16 protein-coding genes are annotated in these 16,850 nt (G+C 44.5%); 14 read left to right on the top strand and 2 right to left on the bottom strand.

Translation table 11 applies throughout. The features are described from left to right. The first annotated feature begins 116 nt into the window (after positions 1 to 116). The 9 genes from CRG97_RS18005 to CRG97_RS17965 all read left to right on the top strand — a co-directional run bounded on the left by CRG97_RS18005 (position 117) and on the right by CRG97_RS17965 (position 11,364). Complete coding sequence (locus CRG97_RS18005) at positions 117 to 1,358, top strand: PTS sugar transporter subunit IIC (RefSeq protein WP_098745902.1); 1,242 nt, start codon at positions 117 to 119, stop codon at positions 1,356 to 1,358. A 19-nt stretch (positions 1,359 to 1,377) separates the two neighbouring features. After that, positions 1,378 to 3,654, top strand: coding sequence for a beta-glucosidase family protein (locus CRG97_RS18000; RefSeq protein ID WP_098746679.1), 2,277 nt, complete (start codon positions 1,378 to 1,380; stop codon positions 3,652 to 3,654). A 192-nt stretch (positions 3,655 to 3,846) separates the two neighbouring features. Then, positions 3,847 to 5,382 (top strand): MFS transporter, encoded by a 1,536-nt coding sequence (locus tag CRG97_RS17995; RefSeq protein WP_237566477.1) that lies wholly within the window; start codon positions 3,847 to 3,849, stop codon positions 5,380 to 5,382. Positions 5,383 to 5,523: 141 nt separating this feature from the next. Next, positions 5,524 to 6,444, top strand: coding sequence for an ABC transporter ATP-binding protein (locus tag CRG97_RS17990; RefSeq protein WP_098745899.1), 921 nt, complete (start codon positions 5,524 to 5,526; stop codon positions 6,442 to 6,444). After that, positions 6,437 to 7,204, top strand: coding sequence for an ABC transporter permease subunit (locus tag CRG97_RS17985; protein WP_161952952.1), 768 nt, complete (start codon positions 6,437 to 6,439; stop codon positions 7,202 to 7,204). The genes CRG97_RS17990 and CRG97_RS17985 overlap by 8 nt, the downstream gene beginning before the upstream one ends. 193 nt (positions 7,205 to 7,397) lie before the next feature. Then, positions 7,398 to 7,997 carry an acyl-CoA-like ligand-binding transcription factor gene (locus CRG97_RS17980; RefSeq protein WP_237566476.1) on the top strand — a complete coding sequence of 200 codons (600 nt, stop codon included), beginning with the start codon at positions 7,398 to 7,400 and terminating at the stop codon, positions 7,995 to 7,997. Between the two features lie 258 nt (positions 7,998 to 8,255). Beyond that, positions 8,256 to 8,849, top strand: coding sequence for an RNA polymerase sigma factor (locus tag CRG97_RS17975; protein ID WP_098745894.1), 594 nt, complete (start codon positions 8,256 to 8,258; stop codon positions 8,847 to 8,849). After that, on the top strand, positions 8,809 to 9,762 hold the full coding sequence (locus CRG97_RS17970) for a DUF4367 domain-containing protein (protein ID WP_098745891.1): 954 nt from the start codon (positions 8,809 to 8,811) through the stop codon (positions 9,760 to 9,762). The genes CRG97_RS17975 and CRG97_RS17970 overlap by 41 nt, the downstream gene beginning before the upstream one ends. A gap of 195 nt (positions 9,763 to 9,957) precedes the next feature. Next, on the top strand, positions 9,958 to 11,364 hold the full coding sequence (locus tag CRG97_RS17965; RefSeq protein ID WP_098745889.1) for an outer membrane protein assembly factor BamB: 1,407 nt from the start codon (positions 9,958 to 9,960) through the stop codon (positions 11,362 to 11,364). Positions 11,365 to 11,469: 105 nt separating this feature from the next. On the opposite strand, the gene CRG97_RS17960 is transcribed toward CRG97_RS17965, so the two are convergent. Together CRG97_RS17960 and CRG97_RS33315 are read right to left on the bottom strand one after the other, a co-directional pair. Next, entirely contained in the window at positions 11,470 to 11,649 is a 180-nt protein-coding gene (locus CRG97_RS17960; protein WP_076321652.1) for an H-type small acid-soluble spore protein, read from the bottom strand. A gap of 11 nt (positions 11,650 to 11,660) precedes the next feature. Next, the gene (locus CRG97_RS33315; protein ID WP_202618960.1) at positions 11,661 to 11,831 is read right to left on the bottom strand and encodes a hypothetical protein; all 171 of its coding nucleotides are present in this window, start codon (positions 11,829 to 11,831) and stop codon (positions 11,661 to 11,663) included. Positions 11,832 to 12,137: 306 nt separating this feature from the next. Between CRG97_RS33315 and CRG97_RS17955 the strand changes: the two genes are divergently transcribed. From CRG97_RS17955 to CRG97_RS17935, 5 genes are all read left to right on the top strand, one after another. Continuing rightward, a complete protein-coding gene (locus tag CRG97_RS17955; protein WP_098745887.1) occupies positions 12,138 to 13,124 on the top strand; it encodes a phosphotransferase enzyme family protein in 987 nt (328 codons plus the stop codon). Positions 13,125 to 13,158: 34 nt separating this feature from the next. Beyond that, on the top strand, positions 13,159 to 13,800 hold the full coding sequence (locus tag CRG97_RS17950) for a hypothetical protein (protein WP_098745885.1): 642 nt from the start codon (positions 13,159 to 13,161) through the stop codon (positions 13,798 to 13,800). A gap of 126 nt (positions 13,801 to 13,926) precedes the next feature. After that, entirely contained in the window at positions 13,927 to 14,661 is a 735-nt protein-coding gene (locus CRG97_RS17945; protein ID WP_098745883.1) for a class I SAM-dependent methyltransferase, read from the top strand. A 181-nt stretch (positions 14,662 to 14,842) separates the two neighbouring features. After that, complete coding sequence (locus tag CRG97_RS17940) at positions 14,843 to 15,391, top strand: RNA polymerase sigma factor (RefSeq protein WP_237566509.1); 549 nt, start codon at positions 14,843 to 14,845, stop codon at positions 15,389 to 15,391. After that, the gene (locus CRG97_RS17935) at positions 15,384 to 16,682 is read left to right on the top strand and encodes a hypothetical protein (protein ID WP_098745879.1); all 1,299 of its coding nucleotides are present in this window, start codon (positions 15,384 to 15,386) and stop codon (positions 16,680 to 16,682) included. Before CRG97_RS17940 ends, CRG97_RS17935 begins: the two co-directional genes overlap by 8 nt. The last annotated feature ends 168 nt before the right edge of the window (positions 16,683 to 16,850 follow it).

The raw sequence follows: 16,850 nt of genomic DNA, 5'->3' as shown, positions 1-16,850 counted from the left end.
ATAAGAATTGAACAAAAAACGCCCATAGGCGAGGCAATTTACAACGAGTAAGCGTTAACAAAAGTACCTATACTATAGCTATGTGCACAACAGAATTACAGGAGGGGAATCAACAGATGAAGCGTTTCATGAAATGGATGACGGAATCATTTGCGCCAAGATTGGATGCGATTACAAATAACATTTGGATAGCATCAATACAAGAAGCCATTATGGTTGCCATCCCGATGATTTTTATTGGTTCTATTATTACTTTGATCTCAATTTTGCAAGACTTCATTCCTGGCATGCCGGATTTAACGCCGATCACAACATTCAGTTTTGGCCTTCTCGGTTTGTTTATTGCATTTCTAACGCCGTATACGGTTATGGAGAAAAAGGAGAGGCACAAAATCAAGCTGCTCGCAGGAATGACCGGTATATCCTTATTCCTCATGCTGCTTAATCCCGTCGTAAACGAAGACGGAACCGTTCAGTTCATTCTTGAGCGTTTCGGTCCTGCGGGTATGGTTACGGCACTCATTGTAGGCGTCTTCATCGCCGTAATCATGAATGTCTGCGCTAAGTTTTCTTTCTTTAAAAAAGGGTCTTCCATGCCAGAGTTTATTATGGATTGGTTTGACTTCCTGGTACCGATTGCCGTGATCATGGGCATAGGCTGGGTTCTTGTATATCAGCTCCACTTTGACATCTTTGGACTAATTGTGAGCGTGTTTGAACCTATTAATGCTATGGGGCAAAGCTTGTTCGGGTTTATTCTATTTAACTTTATTGGGGTTGTACTGTATTCCTTCGGAGTTAGCCCATGGGTTCTGATGCCAATATGGTATGCCATATGGATTCCGGCGATTGAGGAAAATGCGGCATTGGTTGCGCAGGGACTGGATCCTGTCAACATTAATACATTTGAAACATTTTTCTCCGGATGGCTTGGAATCGGAGGGATGGGCGCAACATTGCCGCTTGTTATCTGGTTCCTGTTTGCCAGATCCAAAAAGCTGAAAACCATTGGTAAAGCAACATTAATTCCTTCCCTGTTTAATATTAACGAGCCTGTTGTGTATGGAGCGCCAGTTGCCTTCAATCCGCTATTGATGGTGCCTATGTGGATTAATGGTCTCATTACGCCCATTATCGTCTACTTAGCTCTTGATATGGGTTTTGCACAAATACCAAGTAAAATCTTCCAGCTGTGGTATACGCCGATCGGGGTATCGACTTACCTTATGTCCGGATTCAATGGACTTATTCTGCTCGCCGTCGTCTTGCTGATTGTGTTCGCCGTATGGTTTCCGTTTTTTAAACTGTACGATGCGCAAGAATTGAAGAAAGAGCGGGAGTTACAAGAAGAAGCTTGATATGAAAGGGTGGATACAAATGAAAGCATCGATCAACGAATTGATAAAGGAAATGACACTTATTGAAAAAGCATCCCTGTGCGCGGGATTAAATATGTGGATGACCAAGGGGATCGAGAGACTCGACATTCCGCCGGTTCATATGTATGACGGAACGAATGGGATTCGCAAAACGAACAGTGACGATGAAATGGGGATCACGACAGAGAATGTTCCCGCAACTTGTTATCCTACAGGCTCCGCTATCGGTTCTTCGTGGAATACTGAACTGCTGCACGAAGTTGGGGAGGCACTCGGTAATGAATCCAAAGAGATGGGAGTCGAATTGCTGCTCGGCCCAGGAATCAACATGAAGCGGACTCCGCTTGGGGGAAGAAATTTCGAATATTACTCCGAGGATCCCTGTCTGACAGGCGAACTGGGCGCTGCTTTCATCAATGGTCTCCAAAGCAAAGGAGTTGGCGCTTCGCTTAAACACTTTGCTTGCAACAATCAGGAATTCGAGAAAATGGTGACGAGTTCAGAGGTGGACGAACGGACGCTGCGCGAAATTTATTTAAGCGCCTTTGAGCGAATTATTAAAAAATCGGATCCTTGGACCGTCATGTGCTCCTATAATTTGCTTAATGGCTCGTATACTAGTGAGAACGAGCATTTATTAAATGATATTTTGAGAGAAGAATGGGGATACGAGGGCGTCGTGATCTCAGACTGGACAGCTGTGAATGATCGGATCCGTGGGCTGAAAGCAGGACTTGATCTCGAAATGCCGGGGCCAGCCGGTTATAACACGAATGCGATTATCAAAGCCGTGGAGAGCGGAAATCTTGCAGAAGAGCAGCTCGACAAAAGCGTTGCCCGTATTCTAAAACTCGTAGAACGTGTAACTGGTATTGAAGAATCTGCTCCGGTATCTGATATGGAGTACCACAATCTTGCGAGAAAAGCTGCAGCAGAAAGCATTGTGCTCCTAAAGAATGAGAATGGCATTCTTCCGATCCATGCGGAGTCAACCCATTCCATTGCAGTTATCGGCCGTTTTGCCAAAAAACCTAGAATTCAAGGAGCCGGCAGCGCAAAAGTAACGCCTACACATATTGATATTCCATTTGAAGAAATGAAGGCGTTGGCTGGAGATTCCGTTGAGATGAATTATGCTCAGGGCTACCCTGAAGATGACTCCATTCATGTGGAGATGATCAAGGAAAGTGTCGCATTGGCGGCGAAATCGGATGTTGCAGTTATCTTCGTTGGCCAGCCTGAGTACGCCGAGTCCGAGATGCGTGATTTGAAGGGCATTGATTTGCCAGAACAGCAGATTCTGCTTATTCAAGCGATTGCAGCCGTACAACCTAAATGTATTGTGGTGACCAGCAGCGGTTCAGCTATGGCGATGCGTCCATGGGTTCAGCATGTTCCCGCTGCCATTCACTCATGGCTTTCCGGACAAGGCATGGGTAAAGCAATTGCCGAAATCTTGTTTGGACAGGTGAGTCCATCCGGTAAACTATCCGAGACGTTTCCGGTTAAACTTTCTGACAATCCTTCACATATGAGGATCCGTGGTGAAAACGGCAAGCTATATTATCGTGAAGGGCTGTTCGTCGGCTATCGATACTACGATAGGAAGGAACTCGCTCCACAGTTTCCGTTTGGCCATGGCTTGTCCTACACTTCATTTGCCTATAAGGATATGAAGGTAGCTCAAACGGAGACAGGGATCACAGTCTCTTTCTGGCTGGAGAATATCGGAAACCGAACAGGGAAAGAGGTCGTTCAGCTTTACGTCCACGACGAAGAATGCACATGGACACGTCCAGAGAAAGAATTGAAGGCATTTTCTAAAATCGAGTTGGCTCCTGGGGAGAAACAGCAGATTGTCTTTGAACTTGAAGAGAGAGACTTTGCTTATTACAACACCAAATATAACCGCTGGCTAGCGGAGAGTGGTTATTTCCAAATTGCGCTTGGCAGCTCTTCTCGTGATATCAGAATTACGGAGCGACTGTATTGTGATTTTGGGAAGGAAGAAGTATCCTTTCATAAATTCAGCTTGGTTAGCGATTGGATCAACGATCCCACTGCGAAATCCGTATTGGAAGAGTGTCTGAACGAGATGAACCAGCATGTCGTAGAGAAGATTTACCTCAATGAAGAGTTCATCGGATTTTGGGAAGACTGTCCAGTCATTAAGATTTTGCAAATGTATGGTCAAACTTGGATGGTTGACCGCTCACCGGATGAAATCATTGAAGAGCTTATAAGTCGAGTCTATCAGCGACGCGGTAACATGTAAGACAAGATAATATTCCTTATAATAGCTTGGGATCTGAAAAAGGATCCCGAGCTTTTTTAGTATCCAAAAAACCGTAAAAAGGTGGGAGACAAGGTTTCTCCTTTCACTCTCTGCAAACCATCATTTTAATTAAAAATTTTGACATTCACTATCAATTGATATAGGATGTCATTATAAATTCGATATCGAAAGGTGGTAACTGTCATTATTGATCAAGGGAATCGAAGATGGTGGGTGCTGGGCGCTCTTGCAGTAGGAATCCTTGCAGTCGGACTGGATATGACAATTCTTAACCTCGCCCTGCCCGTTCTTGCTACGGATTTGCATGCAACAAATGGAGATCTGCAGTGGTTTGCAGATGCGTATAACCTAATATTTGCTGCTATGCTCTTGCCAGCTGGCTTGTTAGGTGATCGATTGGGAAGAAAGCGGATGCTTCTTATGGGCTTGCTTGTGTTTGGGGCGGCCTCTGCAGGATGTGCTTACGCCAGTTCATCCTGGGAGCTGATTACCGGACGCGCCTTTCTGGGACTTGGTGCCGCCTTATTGGTACCATTGTCAATGTCGATTATACCGGTGTTGTTCTCTGAGGAAGAACGCCCTAAAGCAATAGGCGTATGGATGATGGCGAACGCGATCGGCATACCGTTGGGGCCGATTGTTGGGGGCTGGTTGCTGAATAACTATGAGTGGGGATCCGTTTTCCTTATCAATATCCCACTAGTCATCATCGCCTTAATCGCCGTTTCTATCTTGTTGCCTGAAACGCGCAGCGAAGACAAGCACAAAGTGGATGCGATAGGGATCCTAGCTTCGAGCCTTGGGTTGGTCGGCTTGACATACGGAGTAATTGAAGTAGGCGAGAAGGGCTGGGGGGACGTTGCAGCTTTAACTGCTATGATTGGCGGGATATTTTGCTTAGTATTTTTCATGTTTTGGGAAAAACGAGTCAAGTATCCGCTTATTGATCCCTTTTTATTTCGTTCATCCAAATTTACATGGGGCTCGATATTGGCAACAGTCATCTCTTTTGCCATGTTTGGAGTATTATTCGTTACACCGCAATATTTCCAAGCGGTTCAGGGGGTTGATGCGTTAGATTCGGGATTGCGTTTATTGCCTTTAGTTTTTGGCCTTCTGATTGGAGCCCCTATATCCGATAAACTGCAATCGAAGTTTGGCACTCGGACTACATTGGTACTTGGTTTCTTAATATTGTCTGCTGGCTTAGCTATTGGAGCCAATACGGGTGTAGATAGCGGTTACGGTTTTGCCTCAATATGGGTTACAGTAGTCGGTTTGGGTATTGGCTTGGCTTTGCCCGCGGCAATGGACGTTGCGATGTCGCCGTTATCGGCGGAAAGAAGCGGCGTAGGTTCGGCATTCATTATGTCATTGCGGCAAGTGGGGGGGACGATGGGAGTTGCTATACTAGGGACCGTTCTCAGCACGAACTATCGGAATAATCTGGACTTGATCGATTTGCCGGGAGATGTTGCAGAAGTCGTGCAGCGCAATGTTTCCGCTGGAGCAGCCGTGGCACAAAAAATTGACTCGGCATCTTTATTGAACTCAGTACATGCTTCGTTCGTTGCCGGAATGGAGGCCATGTTGTGGGTATGCGGCGGAGTCACGGTTCTAGGACTCCTGTTGACCGTCATTTTTATACAAAAGAAAACAAGCTCCAACAGAGCACCTGAGATTAATCAAAATGTGACTGGGGAATAGCAGTCTGTTTCGATTCTGCTCTACTACGAAAGGCGGAGGCTTATACTTTTGTTTGCGAAATTGAGGAGTGGACGCAATGATAATATCACGTATCTTTCCTCAGAATTATGTAAAGTAAAATAATAATTAAGGGGGTGTACTATGTCTGCCATTCTTTTTCGAAATCTAAATAAAACCTATAACGGCAAGCGTGGTGTGATTGATCTGAATTTAAAGGTAGAGCGAGGCGAAATCTTTGGATTTATCGGGCCTAACGGGGCTGGAAAATCGACAACGATACGACTGCTTATGCAATTGATTGCTCCTACATCAGGAGAGATCTTCGTATTGGGACATCGTGTCAACGGCGACGACCCTCAACTGCGCAAAAAAATAGGTTATCTCCCCGGCGAGGTTCGGCTTTATCCAGATATGACAGGGAATCAAATTCTAAACTTCACGGCAAACGTATACGGAATAAACTTAAAAAAGTCGCCGATTCATGACTATGCAGAAAGACTTCAATGGAATGGGAATCAGAAAGTTAAGTCCTATTCACTCGGAAATCGAAAGAAACTCGGCATTCTTCTTGCGCTTATTCATAATCCCGAATTGCTTGTTCTAGATGAACCCACCTCGGGATTGGATCCACTCGTGCAGAAGCAATTTTTCCAAATCCTCCGTGAATGGAATGAATTAATGGGAACAACGGTGTTCTTTTCAACTCATATCCTTACAGAAGTTGAAAAATTATGTGATCAGGTTGCTATTATCCGAGACGGGCGCTTAATACAAGTATCAACGCTATCGGAGATTTCCGCTGCGGGCGAACATTTCATCGAGGTTTCTTTTTCTGAAATAGATGAGCTCGGTCAACTGCAGGAACTGTATAAAGTTGATCGAAATACCAAATGTGAAAACGGGATATACCGGTTTCGCATTCAAGATAAGGAACTTCGTTCTCTTCTTGCTGTGCTGTCCAAAATGCCAGTTAAGGATTTGAGCGTGCGAAGAACGTCGCTTGAGGAAAAATTTATGAGCGAGTATGTTTCGGAATCAGATGGAGGGCTCCGACATGAATAAAATGATGCGTTATGAGTTTAATCAAAATAAAAGAAGCTTCTGGATTGCACTATTAGTCGTAGTACTTCTCCAAGCCATCCCCGCAGCAGCCTCCCAGTCATATTTGGAGAGCGTAAAGAAAAAAATGCAAGAAGAGCAATTGGAAAACTACTCCGAAGGCCTTTCAACTTTTGAAGGATGGGTATCCGGACAACCATTTACGTTTTTTTTACTTCTCCTTGGCTTTTTCTCCATGAGTTGGGCAATTGGCTCCATTGTCAAAGAGCGAGATCGTCATACATCGGAGTTCTTATTTACGCTTCCGTATAGCCGAACATCTATTTATTGGGCTAAATGGCTTGCGCATTTTTGTCAAGTGATGGTCATTGCTATTGTATCGATAGGAATTGTCTTGTTGATAGGGAGATTTAACGGCATGCTGAATGCACCTTGGGCAGTAACGAACGTTATGTTGGCAGGATTATTGACCTCACTAGCATTTATGGGAATTGGACTTGCCTTATCGCCATGGCTGAGCTCTGAACGCGGAGCTTTGTCGATTGGGATTGGAATCGTATCCATTATGTTTTTATTACATATAATCGCTGGACTGAATGATAGTCTTATGTGGATGGGTAAGGCTAACTTGTTTCATTTGTTTGATGCGGCAGCCATTAGTAGGGGGGAGGGGCTGCCTGTCGCATCCGTGATTGGCGCTCTGGGGTTACTTGCTGCAGGAAGCTGTGCAGGATGGGCAGGTATTGTTCAAAGGGACATGTAAGTTATGTTAACTTGCTTACCATTTCAATAGCGTGATAAAATGATCTGAAGTCTCGATTCTTTTAGGTTCCTTTGTTGGATTGACGATGAATTAAAGGCATGAAATGGTCGGGCGTCTAGATTCGTTGTTTTAAGAGTACTCATCGTCGAATCGAAAACGAGTTCGAGCAAAATACCTTTGGGGAGTGAGCAGAGTGTCATCAAGTAACCAAAAACCCATTGGGTTGCGAGAACGTAAAAAAGCTAAAACCATGGCTGCAATCCAGATGCATGCATTGCGTCTATTTAAGGAATTTGGCTATCACGAAACTACTGTGGAGCAAATTGCAGAGGCTTCGGAAATTTCTCCAAGTACTTTTTTTCGTTATTTTGCAAATAAAGAAGACGTCTTGATTACTGATAATTATGATTCCCTTCTAATCTCGGCTTTCGAGGATCAACCTTCCGATTTTAACCCACTTCAAGCTGTTCGTCATGCAGTGAAATTAGCGATGACTCAGATGTCTGATGATGAATTTAAGACGGTGAATGAACGGCATCAGCTGATTATGACTGTGCCTGAACTTCGAGCAGCAGCAATAAATAATTTGGCTCAAACCATGCAAATGCTTGCTAAAATTGTTGCGAAAAAAATGGGGCGGGAGGAGGATGATTTGGCTATTCGCACATTAGCCGGCGCCATCATTGGAGTTAATATCTCGGCGATGCTTTATTACGCTGAACATCCCGATGTTGATTTCACAAAATTGCTGGATGAGTCTTTAACCCTACTTGAAGAAGGATTGCAGCTATAAATTTATAATAAAACTGTGACCCGTAGGATGTACACTTTGAAAAGAGTGTGCTCCTACGGGTTTTTCTATGTTTTATCAGGATGGGATCGTGATTATGGGCAAGTCTGTGGAGCAATCAGCACATCCTTACGGATATGGTTTACGGAATCCACCTGAACAAACTACTTGCGAAGTTCGTTTTAGACTGTAGTGATTTTCCGTGCTGTCACATTTTTGGGCGAGTTGTTCGTTGTATAGAGTGAAAGGGGGGGAGAGGGCTTGAATGACGCGGAGATAAGTCAGATCATTGCAGATGTGTTGGATGGGGGGACAGAACAATTCGAGAAAATCATGAAGGTTTATCAAAAACCGATTTTTCTCTACTGTTATCATATGCTGGGTAATCATGCCGAGGCCGAAGATAACGCACAGGAAGTATTTTTGAAAACATTCCGCAACTTGCGGAAATATACTCAATATGAGATGGATTTTGGCGCATGGTTATACAAGATAGCCTATCATCAATGTATTGACATCATCCGTAAGCGAAAGCTGGTGAAATATTTACCTTTCTTTTACCAGGATGATAAAGAAAATAATGATGTCGATATGCATATTGAAGCCAACTATTTTGATGAATCCGTACATCAGGCCATGGCGAAATTATCGGCGGAAGAGCGTAATTTGTTAATCTTACGTTGTGTCGAGGATAAGAGCTACCAGGAGATCAGTTTGATTCTCGGCAAGAACAGCGCAAGCCTTCGTAAAAAATACGAACGTACATCTGCAAAATTTCGAAAGTATTATGCTCAAGTAAAGGGAGTGGGAATGTATGAATATGGACAGGGAACGGGATTTGAAAAAACTGTTTGATGACCCGCGCATTCCCGACGTCGACCTGACAGGAAAAGTAATGAATACACTATATGCTCAGCCAAAAGAAAAGGAGAGGTTTTTTGTGAAATATAAAGTTGCTTTAACTGCGTTTGTAGGTATGATGTTAATGGCATCGACGGGTTATGCGGCAGTTCAATATCATTCTTTGAACAACAAGGATGGCGAAGTCGTATATGAGACTAAATCGACGAAAGATTATGGAAAAACAGAATCGAAAGAGGATAGGAAGCATGGCGAAGAATTTTATGCTCTTAAGGAGAAGGTGCTAAAGAGCGGTGAAGCTGGACTGTTCTATCTGGTTGCCAATAACCCGAATCATCAAACGGATCTTGGAACGAAGATGACTCCATTCCAAAATCTCACTCAATTGCGAGATAAGATTACGGATAAATCCGTTAAGATTCCAGACAGTGTCAATGGAAATTATACATTCAAACAAGCGGAAGTGATGTTTAGAAATGCTCAGGAAGTAAATCCACCTTCTCCGGAAGAACAAAAGGCGCTGGCGGAAAAACTGAGAAAACAGGCGGAGGCATCCAATCAGGGATATGCCATGATGCCGGTTGAAATGACAGATCAGTTTTTCCTTCTCTTTGCTAAGTATCAAAATGGCGAAGATGAAATCGCGGTTGATATCACTAATGTGAGTGGAAAGGGCATGAACGCTGGAATGTATATTGACGAGAACGTTGAATTTAAGCAGGAGAAGGTTCAAGTGAAGGGAGTAGAAATGCTGCATATAGAATATGCTCCTTCGCAGTGGCACCATCTGACATGGGTATACGAGAGCCCAGACAAAAAGGCGAAATACGTCTATACTATTCGTGGAGACATGAAAAAAGTAAGCAAAGAAACCTTGATGAAAATTGCCGAAAGCTATTTGGAATAATAAATTTTAACCAACGGGAATCTTCTCCAATGCGAATTGGGGTTGATTCCCGTTTTTCATGATAAACAGTTTTTTATGTAGGCAATTACTTAAGGGAACTTAAAGATTATTTATAGTTCGCTTGGAACTTTATGCCTTCTCTGAGCGTTGTATTTGTCGTGAAGCAAGAAGCCATAACAAATGGGAGGGCTATTCATGCTTAGAATTGAAATGAAACGATGGAGTAAACTCCTCAAAGGTCAACTACTCCGGCTTATCATTGCAAGTATTGCCGTGGGCTTACTTACTGTCCATGGCGTGTTGGCAGCACCACCTTCGCAAGTGAATGCAGAAGCAGCCGATATTTCGTTACGCAACTGGTATCCTTCCTCAGTCTTCAAAGTACCAGAAGTAAAACCTTCTTGGACGGTGAAGGTGGACAACTATCTGGATATGGACGACGAGAATTATCTAGGTCGCCAGGCCATTGCTGAAGATGGCAAGGTGTTCGCATTCACCGGGAAAAAGCTGATTGCCATCGATGCGAGTACAGGCAAGCGGTTATGGAGTTACGGTAAGGACCTGAAGCCTTATGTTGTATTTCATAATGGCGTTATTTATGGCCTGTCGGGAGATCAGAAGCCATACGCTCTGAATGCAAAGACAGGCAAACCGAAATGGCAGTCCAACACATCCATCTTTATTGATACGCAGCTACGTAGGGAGGTATTGGTGCCGACTTTCGACACGCTCTATGTGATCAAAGGGAGCATGACTTTCGCATTTGATAAGTTGACAGGAAAGTTACGGTGGAAAACGAACGAGGCGTCGGGAGAAGGAAACGGCACTGATTACCTTCAGGAGTCGGATGGAGTCATACTTCGGACGTTCTTTGTGCAAGGAGCGCTCACGTCCATCCAATTGACTGCCTATGATAAGAGGACGGGCAAGAAGTTATGGGACCATTTTGGTCAGGGAGAAGCTCTTCAAATCAAAAATGGTCTGGTGTATTCGGTTGATTATTATTCTCCACTGCTGACTGATTATCAGTCGCTGCCGGACCGCAAATGGATCGTAAATGTGTATAACCTTAAGACCGGCGTAAAGAAGAGCAGCCGAGAATATAGCTGGAAAATGTCGGGGGAGCCGCCATATGAGTACGGCGGAGGCGGCTTATTTATAAACCAAGGGAAGTTATACATGGATCAGGGCAATAAGGTGGCCGAATACAATTTTGACACCTATAAGAAAGGTGAGGTTCCTCTGCGAACTTTCCCTCGCCCTTATGGGGGCGACTGGGAGTTGATCGGACTGGTTCAGGAACGGTTGATTTTCAAAGACAGAATGACTGGTGAACTGGCCGGCACCAAACTTGCAAATGGTCGACGGATCGGATGGAACGGTGATGCACCTGTTGCGCAGATTGACGTATATGGAAAAGGCTTATATCGGGCGCAGCGTAACGGTACATTACTCGGCATCAATATGTTGACGACGTTGCCGGTTTTTAGAGTAACGACGGGTGCAGATTTACACGAGTCGACGCTAAAGACGAACGGTATGATCATTATCCAAGCAGAGGGTAAGCTCCTCGGGGTAAAGGTACCGGCATCACTGAAATAAGGGAATAGCTTGTGTTACTTGAATCATATTTCGTTTAGCAATAAAAAATCCCACCAACGAAATTGGATGGGATTTTTTGTTTAAGGTTGGGTGAGTGTTTCTATCTTATGGATGCTCGGTGAGGCTGGATAAAGGGACGGTCATTTCCTGCTCCGAGTTTCCGATCGGATAGACCCGAGCGGTTTCATCCTCATTAACATGCTGGATAAAAATAGGGGTATCCTGATAAGTTACATTTTTCATAATGGCCGATTCCGAAATTTCAATCGCTCTTTGTTTGTTCATGACAGTTCTCCTTATTTCGAAAGGTCTTTCAATGGATCAACCCGACGTTGAGAGGCTTTTTTTATGTCTTGATCCAGCTTCGATTGTCCTTGAATTTCTTCGGCAGCCTCCATTTGATCTTTCAACTGTTGTTCTACTTGCCCAATCCCATGCGCTTCTTGATGCTGTTTGCTCTTCGCCAAAACGATCCCTCCATGTTGTGATAAGTCCTTTGTAATCTCTGCATTACTACAATGCACCAAAATAATCGAACTTATGCAGTTGTTCACGTGCGTTCGTGAAGGTCATCTTCCGAAATCATAAGAAGAGTGGTATCATATTGATTGGCTAATAATTCCAAAACAGGAGTCGCACAAACTTCTTAACGAATACTCTTCGAATGAAAACATGATCGTGATCGAGATTACAGATCAATACAAAGTCGCTCGCTTGAGCGGCTTTTATAATTATTGGTCTATAGGACTCTTAAAAAGATGGAGGCATCCTGAATGGCAAGCTCGAAGCTATTGCTTAAAGCCGCAGAATCTTTCGAATTTCATGTAGGAACGTTAGTCTTCCTGAGTAACTCAACCAATGAAGTATATCGGTTTACGAAGGACAATCAGTCCTATATCTTGCGGTTATCTCAGAAATCACACGAATATGTACCGAAGATAAGGGCGGAGGTAGATTGGGTTTATTACTTGGTGAAGAACGGAGTACGTGCTTCATTACCGATTCAAACATGTAATAATGAGTTAACGGCCATATTCTGCGATGAAGATAAGTGGTATATAGCAACTGCTTTTCATGAGGCTGCAGGTCGCTTTTTTGATAAGCACAATGAACAGCTATGGGGCCCGAAGATATTCAGAAATTGGGGAGAAACCATGGGAAGGATGCATAGGCTATCGAAATCATATGAAGCATCAGACATCCTTGTGAAGAGAGACAGCTGGAGCAGAAGAAGCATCAATAATCCTCATCTGCAGCAAGGCAGTTTCAATGTACTTCTTGAAAAATTGATCTCTATCGAGAGTACGATTGACTCACTGCCTAGGTGCAGCGATTCGTTTGGACTCATACATCATGACTTCCATCCTTATAATTTTTTTATCGACAACAGTGAAATAACGGTTTTTGATTTTGATGATAGTATCTATGGCTGGTTTTCATTAGACATTGCAATAGCGGCCACTCATGCCGTTTGGTGGGGAGTGCATACAGAAGATCGTGTCACAAAAAGCAGGTTTGCCCAACTGTTCTTGCGTGAATTCCTCATGGGTTACGAGAAGGAATACCATCTCACCGAGTACTGGAAACAAACAATCCCCATGTTTATGGAGTATAGAAATATTTGTTCTTTCTTCTGGTGGCTTAGTGAATGGAATGGGCATGAGAGCTGCCTTACAGAGGACCAACAGAATGCAATCAACCATGCTGTTATGCTGATTGAAAGAGGCTTGCCTTTTGATGGCTGCGATATTCAACTTTAGCAACATGATGGCTTAGTTTAATGGAGGTAGTAAATTGAGGTTAAAAGCGTGTATATTGATCGTCTTCATGATTTTGACGGGTTGCTTTGCAGGAACTAAGGGGCAGATCTCGTCTGAGACCCATTCGACATCTTCCAAGATCGAATTTACACCGGTGGATTTGTTCCAAGGGGACGCAGCAAAGTTTAAGCTATTCCTCGGTCCGATGACGGGTGCATTTAAATTAAAGTATGAGGGAAATAAACCTAACGTCAGCTTGGACATCGATATTTGGAAGAACGGGCAGAAAGTAGATTCGGCAGGGGCGATCGGAGATTTGTTTTACAGTTCGAACGAGCAAAAGGGAAGCAACGAAGTAGAACTAATCATATCCGTGGACACGGAATCCATAGAGGGTCAAAAGGAGTTCAGCAAGATTAAAGTCAACACCATTTCTCACTCGGGATCAAGCCTTTCTACCATTACTATTCCTTGGGACAAAAAGTTGACAGCACATGGTTTGATTCAGGATACGCGTCCACGTTCGTTTACGATAGACCAGCCCGTTCATGTATTTGGTATGCATGCTACAAGTACCAATAAAATACATACAGCGGATCTTTCAACGGAATCGTTGAGAAATACGGAGTGGGCACTTGTGTTCACCTTGCGTCTTGATGAAGAAGATAGGGAATAAACGCTTTGAGTAACAGTGCTCGGTCCATGATCACAATTAAAGCAGAAACAAGACTGGCGTTGAGGAATGAAAACAGGTCAAATATAATGGGGGGGAATTATAAAATAACGTTAAGGGGAGATTGTAGTGAAGCAAAACAAGTATGATGATCTGGGATTTTTCGAGAATTACAATCAACTTCCCCGTTCAATCAAAGGATTAGAAGGAGCAGGAGAATGGGGTGCCTTTCGATCGATGTTTCCGGAACTTAGGGATAAAAAGGTGCTTGATCTCGGCTGCGGATTCGGGTGGCACTGCAGGTACGTAAGAGAACAGCATGCACGGTCTGTGGTCGGAGTGGATATCTCAAAGAACATGCTGGAGAGGGCAAGGTTGATGACCGATGACACGAATATAGAATATGTGCAGTCCGCAATAGAGGATTATGACTACCCAGCTAACGAGTTCGATCTCGTGATTAGTTCGCTTGCACTTCATTACATTCGTGATTTCGAGGATATCTGTAAAAAGGTATATCAGAGTCTAACGGCTGGAGGTTCGTTTGTCTTTTCAGTTGAACACCCCGTGTTTACTGCTGTGCCCGAACAAGATTGGTATTATGGCCCCGACGGGGAGAAGTTGTTTTGGCCTATCGATCACTATCATGAGGAGGGCGCACGCCAAACTAGATTTCTTGACAATGAAGTCACCAAGTACCATCGGAATGTAGCCACACAGATGAATGCGTTAGTGAAAGCAGGATTCCAGTTTAGGGAAATGTCTGAGCTTAAGCCAGAACGCGACCAGCTTAAGGATCCAGAATGGCATGATGCATTCCGACGCCCCATTTTCTTATTGATCGCCGCAGATAAGCAGGTCTGACCCACTTGTACAAGATAAACAGAGGGACACCTAAATAGGTGTCCTTTTTAGTTCATGAGGAGAATCGGTCAAGGTGACGACCATTACATATTAAACTGCCGGATAATATTCATTTGATTTCGGGAACTTTCATCGACCGTATGGAGTCTGTTTTGGTAAGGGGGCGAACAGCTTGAGGGAGATGCAGATGCAGCATTCTGCGGAACTGAATATTTCGGACATCCGGATGCTAATGGAATCCTACGGTGAGGATGTCTGGAATTATGCTTACGTGATCACCAGAAATTCACATACAGCGGATGATATCGCGCAGGATGTGTTTATTAAAGCTTATCAAAATATTTCCTTCTTTCGCGGGGAGGCTTCCATCAAAACTTGGCTGCTCAAAATCACCCGAAACACAGCGCTTTCCTATCTGAAACGAGCGTTTTTGCGTAGAGTGGTGCTGATCGGCGGGCGATCGCCGGGTGATGGGCTGAACGGGACGATGTCTTCGCCATCTGCCGAGTCGGAGTATTTGAAACGGGAGGAGGCGGATGAGCTGTGGCAGGAGGTTCTAAAGCTGCCCGGTAAATTTCGAGACCCCCTCGTGCTGAGTGTACATCTTCAGCTATCCATAGAGGAAATATCCGGCATTACCGGTCTTTCGCCAGGGACGGTAAAGTCTAGAATTTACAGAGCTAAAAAGAAGGTTGCCGCCAGATGGGAAGGAGCGAACGACGATGAATGAATGGAAGCCGGATTGGAATAAGAGACTGGCTGGACCGCCCTTTAAGGAGCGGCGATTTAAAGCTGACATGATGGAGGATGTGGAAAAAAGACTTACGGTGGTTGAAATGAAACGAACCCGCCGTGGATGGAGACGACCTGCTGTAGCCATCATTCCCGCGATACTGCTTCTGTTAGGGGGTGGGATCTGGTTCGGAAACCAGACCCCATCTATTCCCCATCCGGTAGCTCCAGGTCCAGGCACACAGGGGGGAGGAACGTTTGAATCCAGCATCCTGCTTGGAACAGGAGGCGACTTCGACTGGTGGAACCTTGCGAAAAATGAGATCAAACAGGCTAACGACCGCACGATCGTGACACTGACCGAAGCTCTCTTGCAGCGAGAGCTTGGCATCTGGGGCGGCCTATCGCCGGATATATGGGAGCATCCTGAGGTGAAATGGCCGCTTGACCGCTATGATGTGTCCAGCCCTTGGGTATATGAAGTGCACGTGAAGGAGATAAACGCAGAAGAAGCGCAAACCGTATATCGACTTCGTCTGCTGCTGCGAGATTCGATTCCGATGAAGTATGAGGAAACGATAGACGTTACTATTCGTAACGATTCACACAGGATCTCGCTTATTGAGCAAATCGACATAGACGAAACGGGAGCACCTTTGGATGGAATCAAGGTTGGAGACGAGCAGGGGAATACCGTGATATTAAGGGAGGATACGGAGATTGGCCTGAAGATGACCGGAACTCTGATCCAAAAAGAAGGGATGATCCGCTCCATCCACGTTCAGTATGGCGACACGGAACATACCTTTCATGATTGGAAGAATGTGAGCAACGAAACCTACTATCCAGACGTTGCATTGCTGCCTGCAAAAAATAACAAGGAGGATGTACTTGCAATCATTTTGACAACCGGCTACGGTACTGGCATTAGAGAATCGGAGTTGAAACTTCTAACAGAAAGTTTTAGAGAGGTGATGTCAGCCGATCCGGTGCTTTCGGTAAAGTCCAAACTAAGCTACAAGGCGACAGCAGAAGCGGGAAAACGGATTTTTCAATTCATGCTGGACGGGGTAACTCGCACATTTGAATATAAGGAGGAAGACGCCGGTTTTTGGCTGGATCAGCCCGCGCTTGGCAACATAGTTAGGTATTACGTTGAGGGAGGCACCTTATACGCATCGGTGCCGATTCAGGTTTCGCCTGGCGAATTCCCGGTCGCGGTCCGGTTGCGGTACGAATACGACGGTACAGCGTTTCTTGTGTCGGAGGTCTTGTTTGAAGAGATGTGAGGAAAGCGATCAAGTGATGATCTTGCATACAACGACCATAATCAAAGGCATGAAGTAATCTTTTTGCTGACTAAAATGAAAGGGGCCGTCCACTGCCATCTATGATGACTTTTGGACGGCCTTGGAATAAAGTAGTTTCAACAATGTTAATGCATTTTAACCTACTTC

The sequence above is a fragment of the Paenibacillus sp. EZ-K15 genome, from assembly GCF_002573715.1.
Taxonomy (GTDB): Bacteria; Bacillota; Bacilli; order Paenibacillales; family Paenibacillaceae; genus Paenibacillus_AQ.
This window is presented reverse-complemented; position numbering and strand designations above follow the sequence as displayed.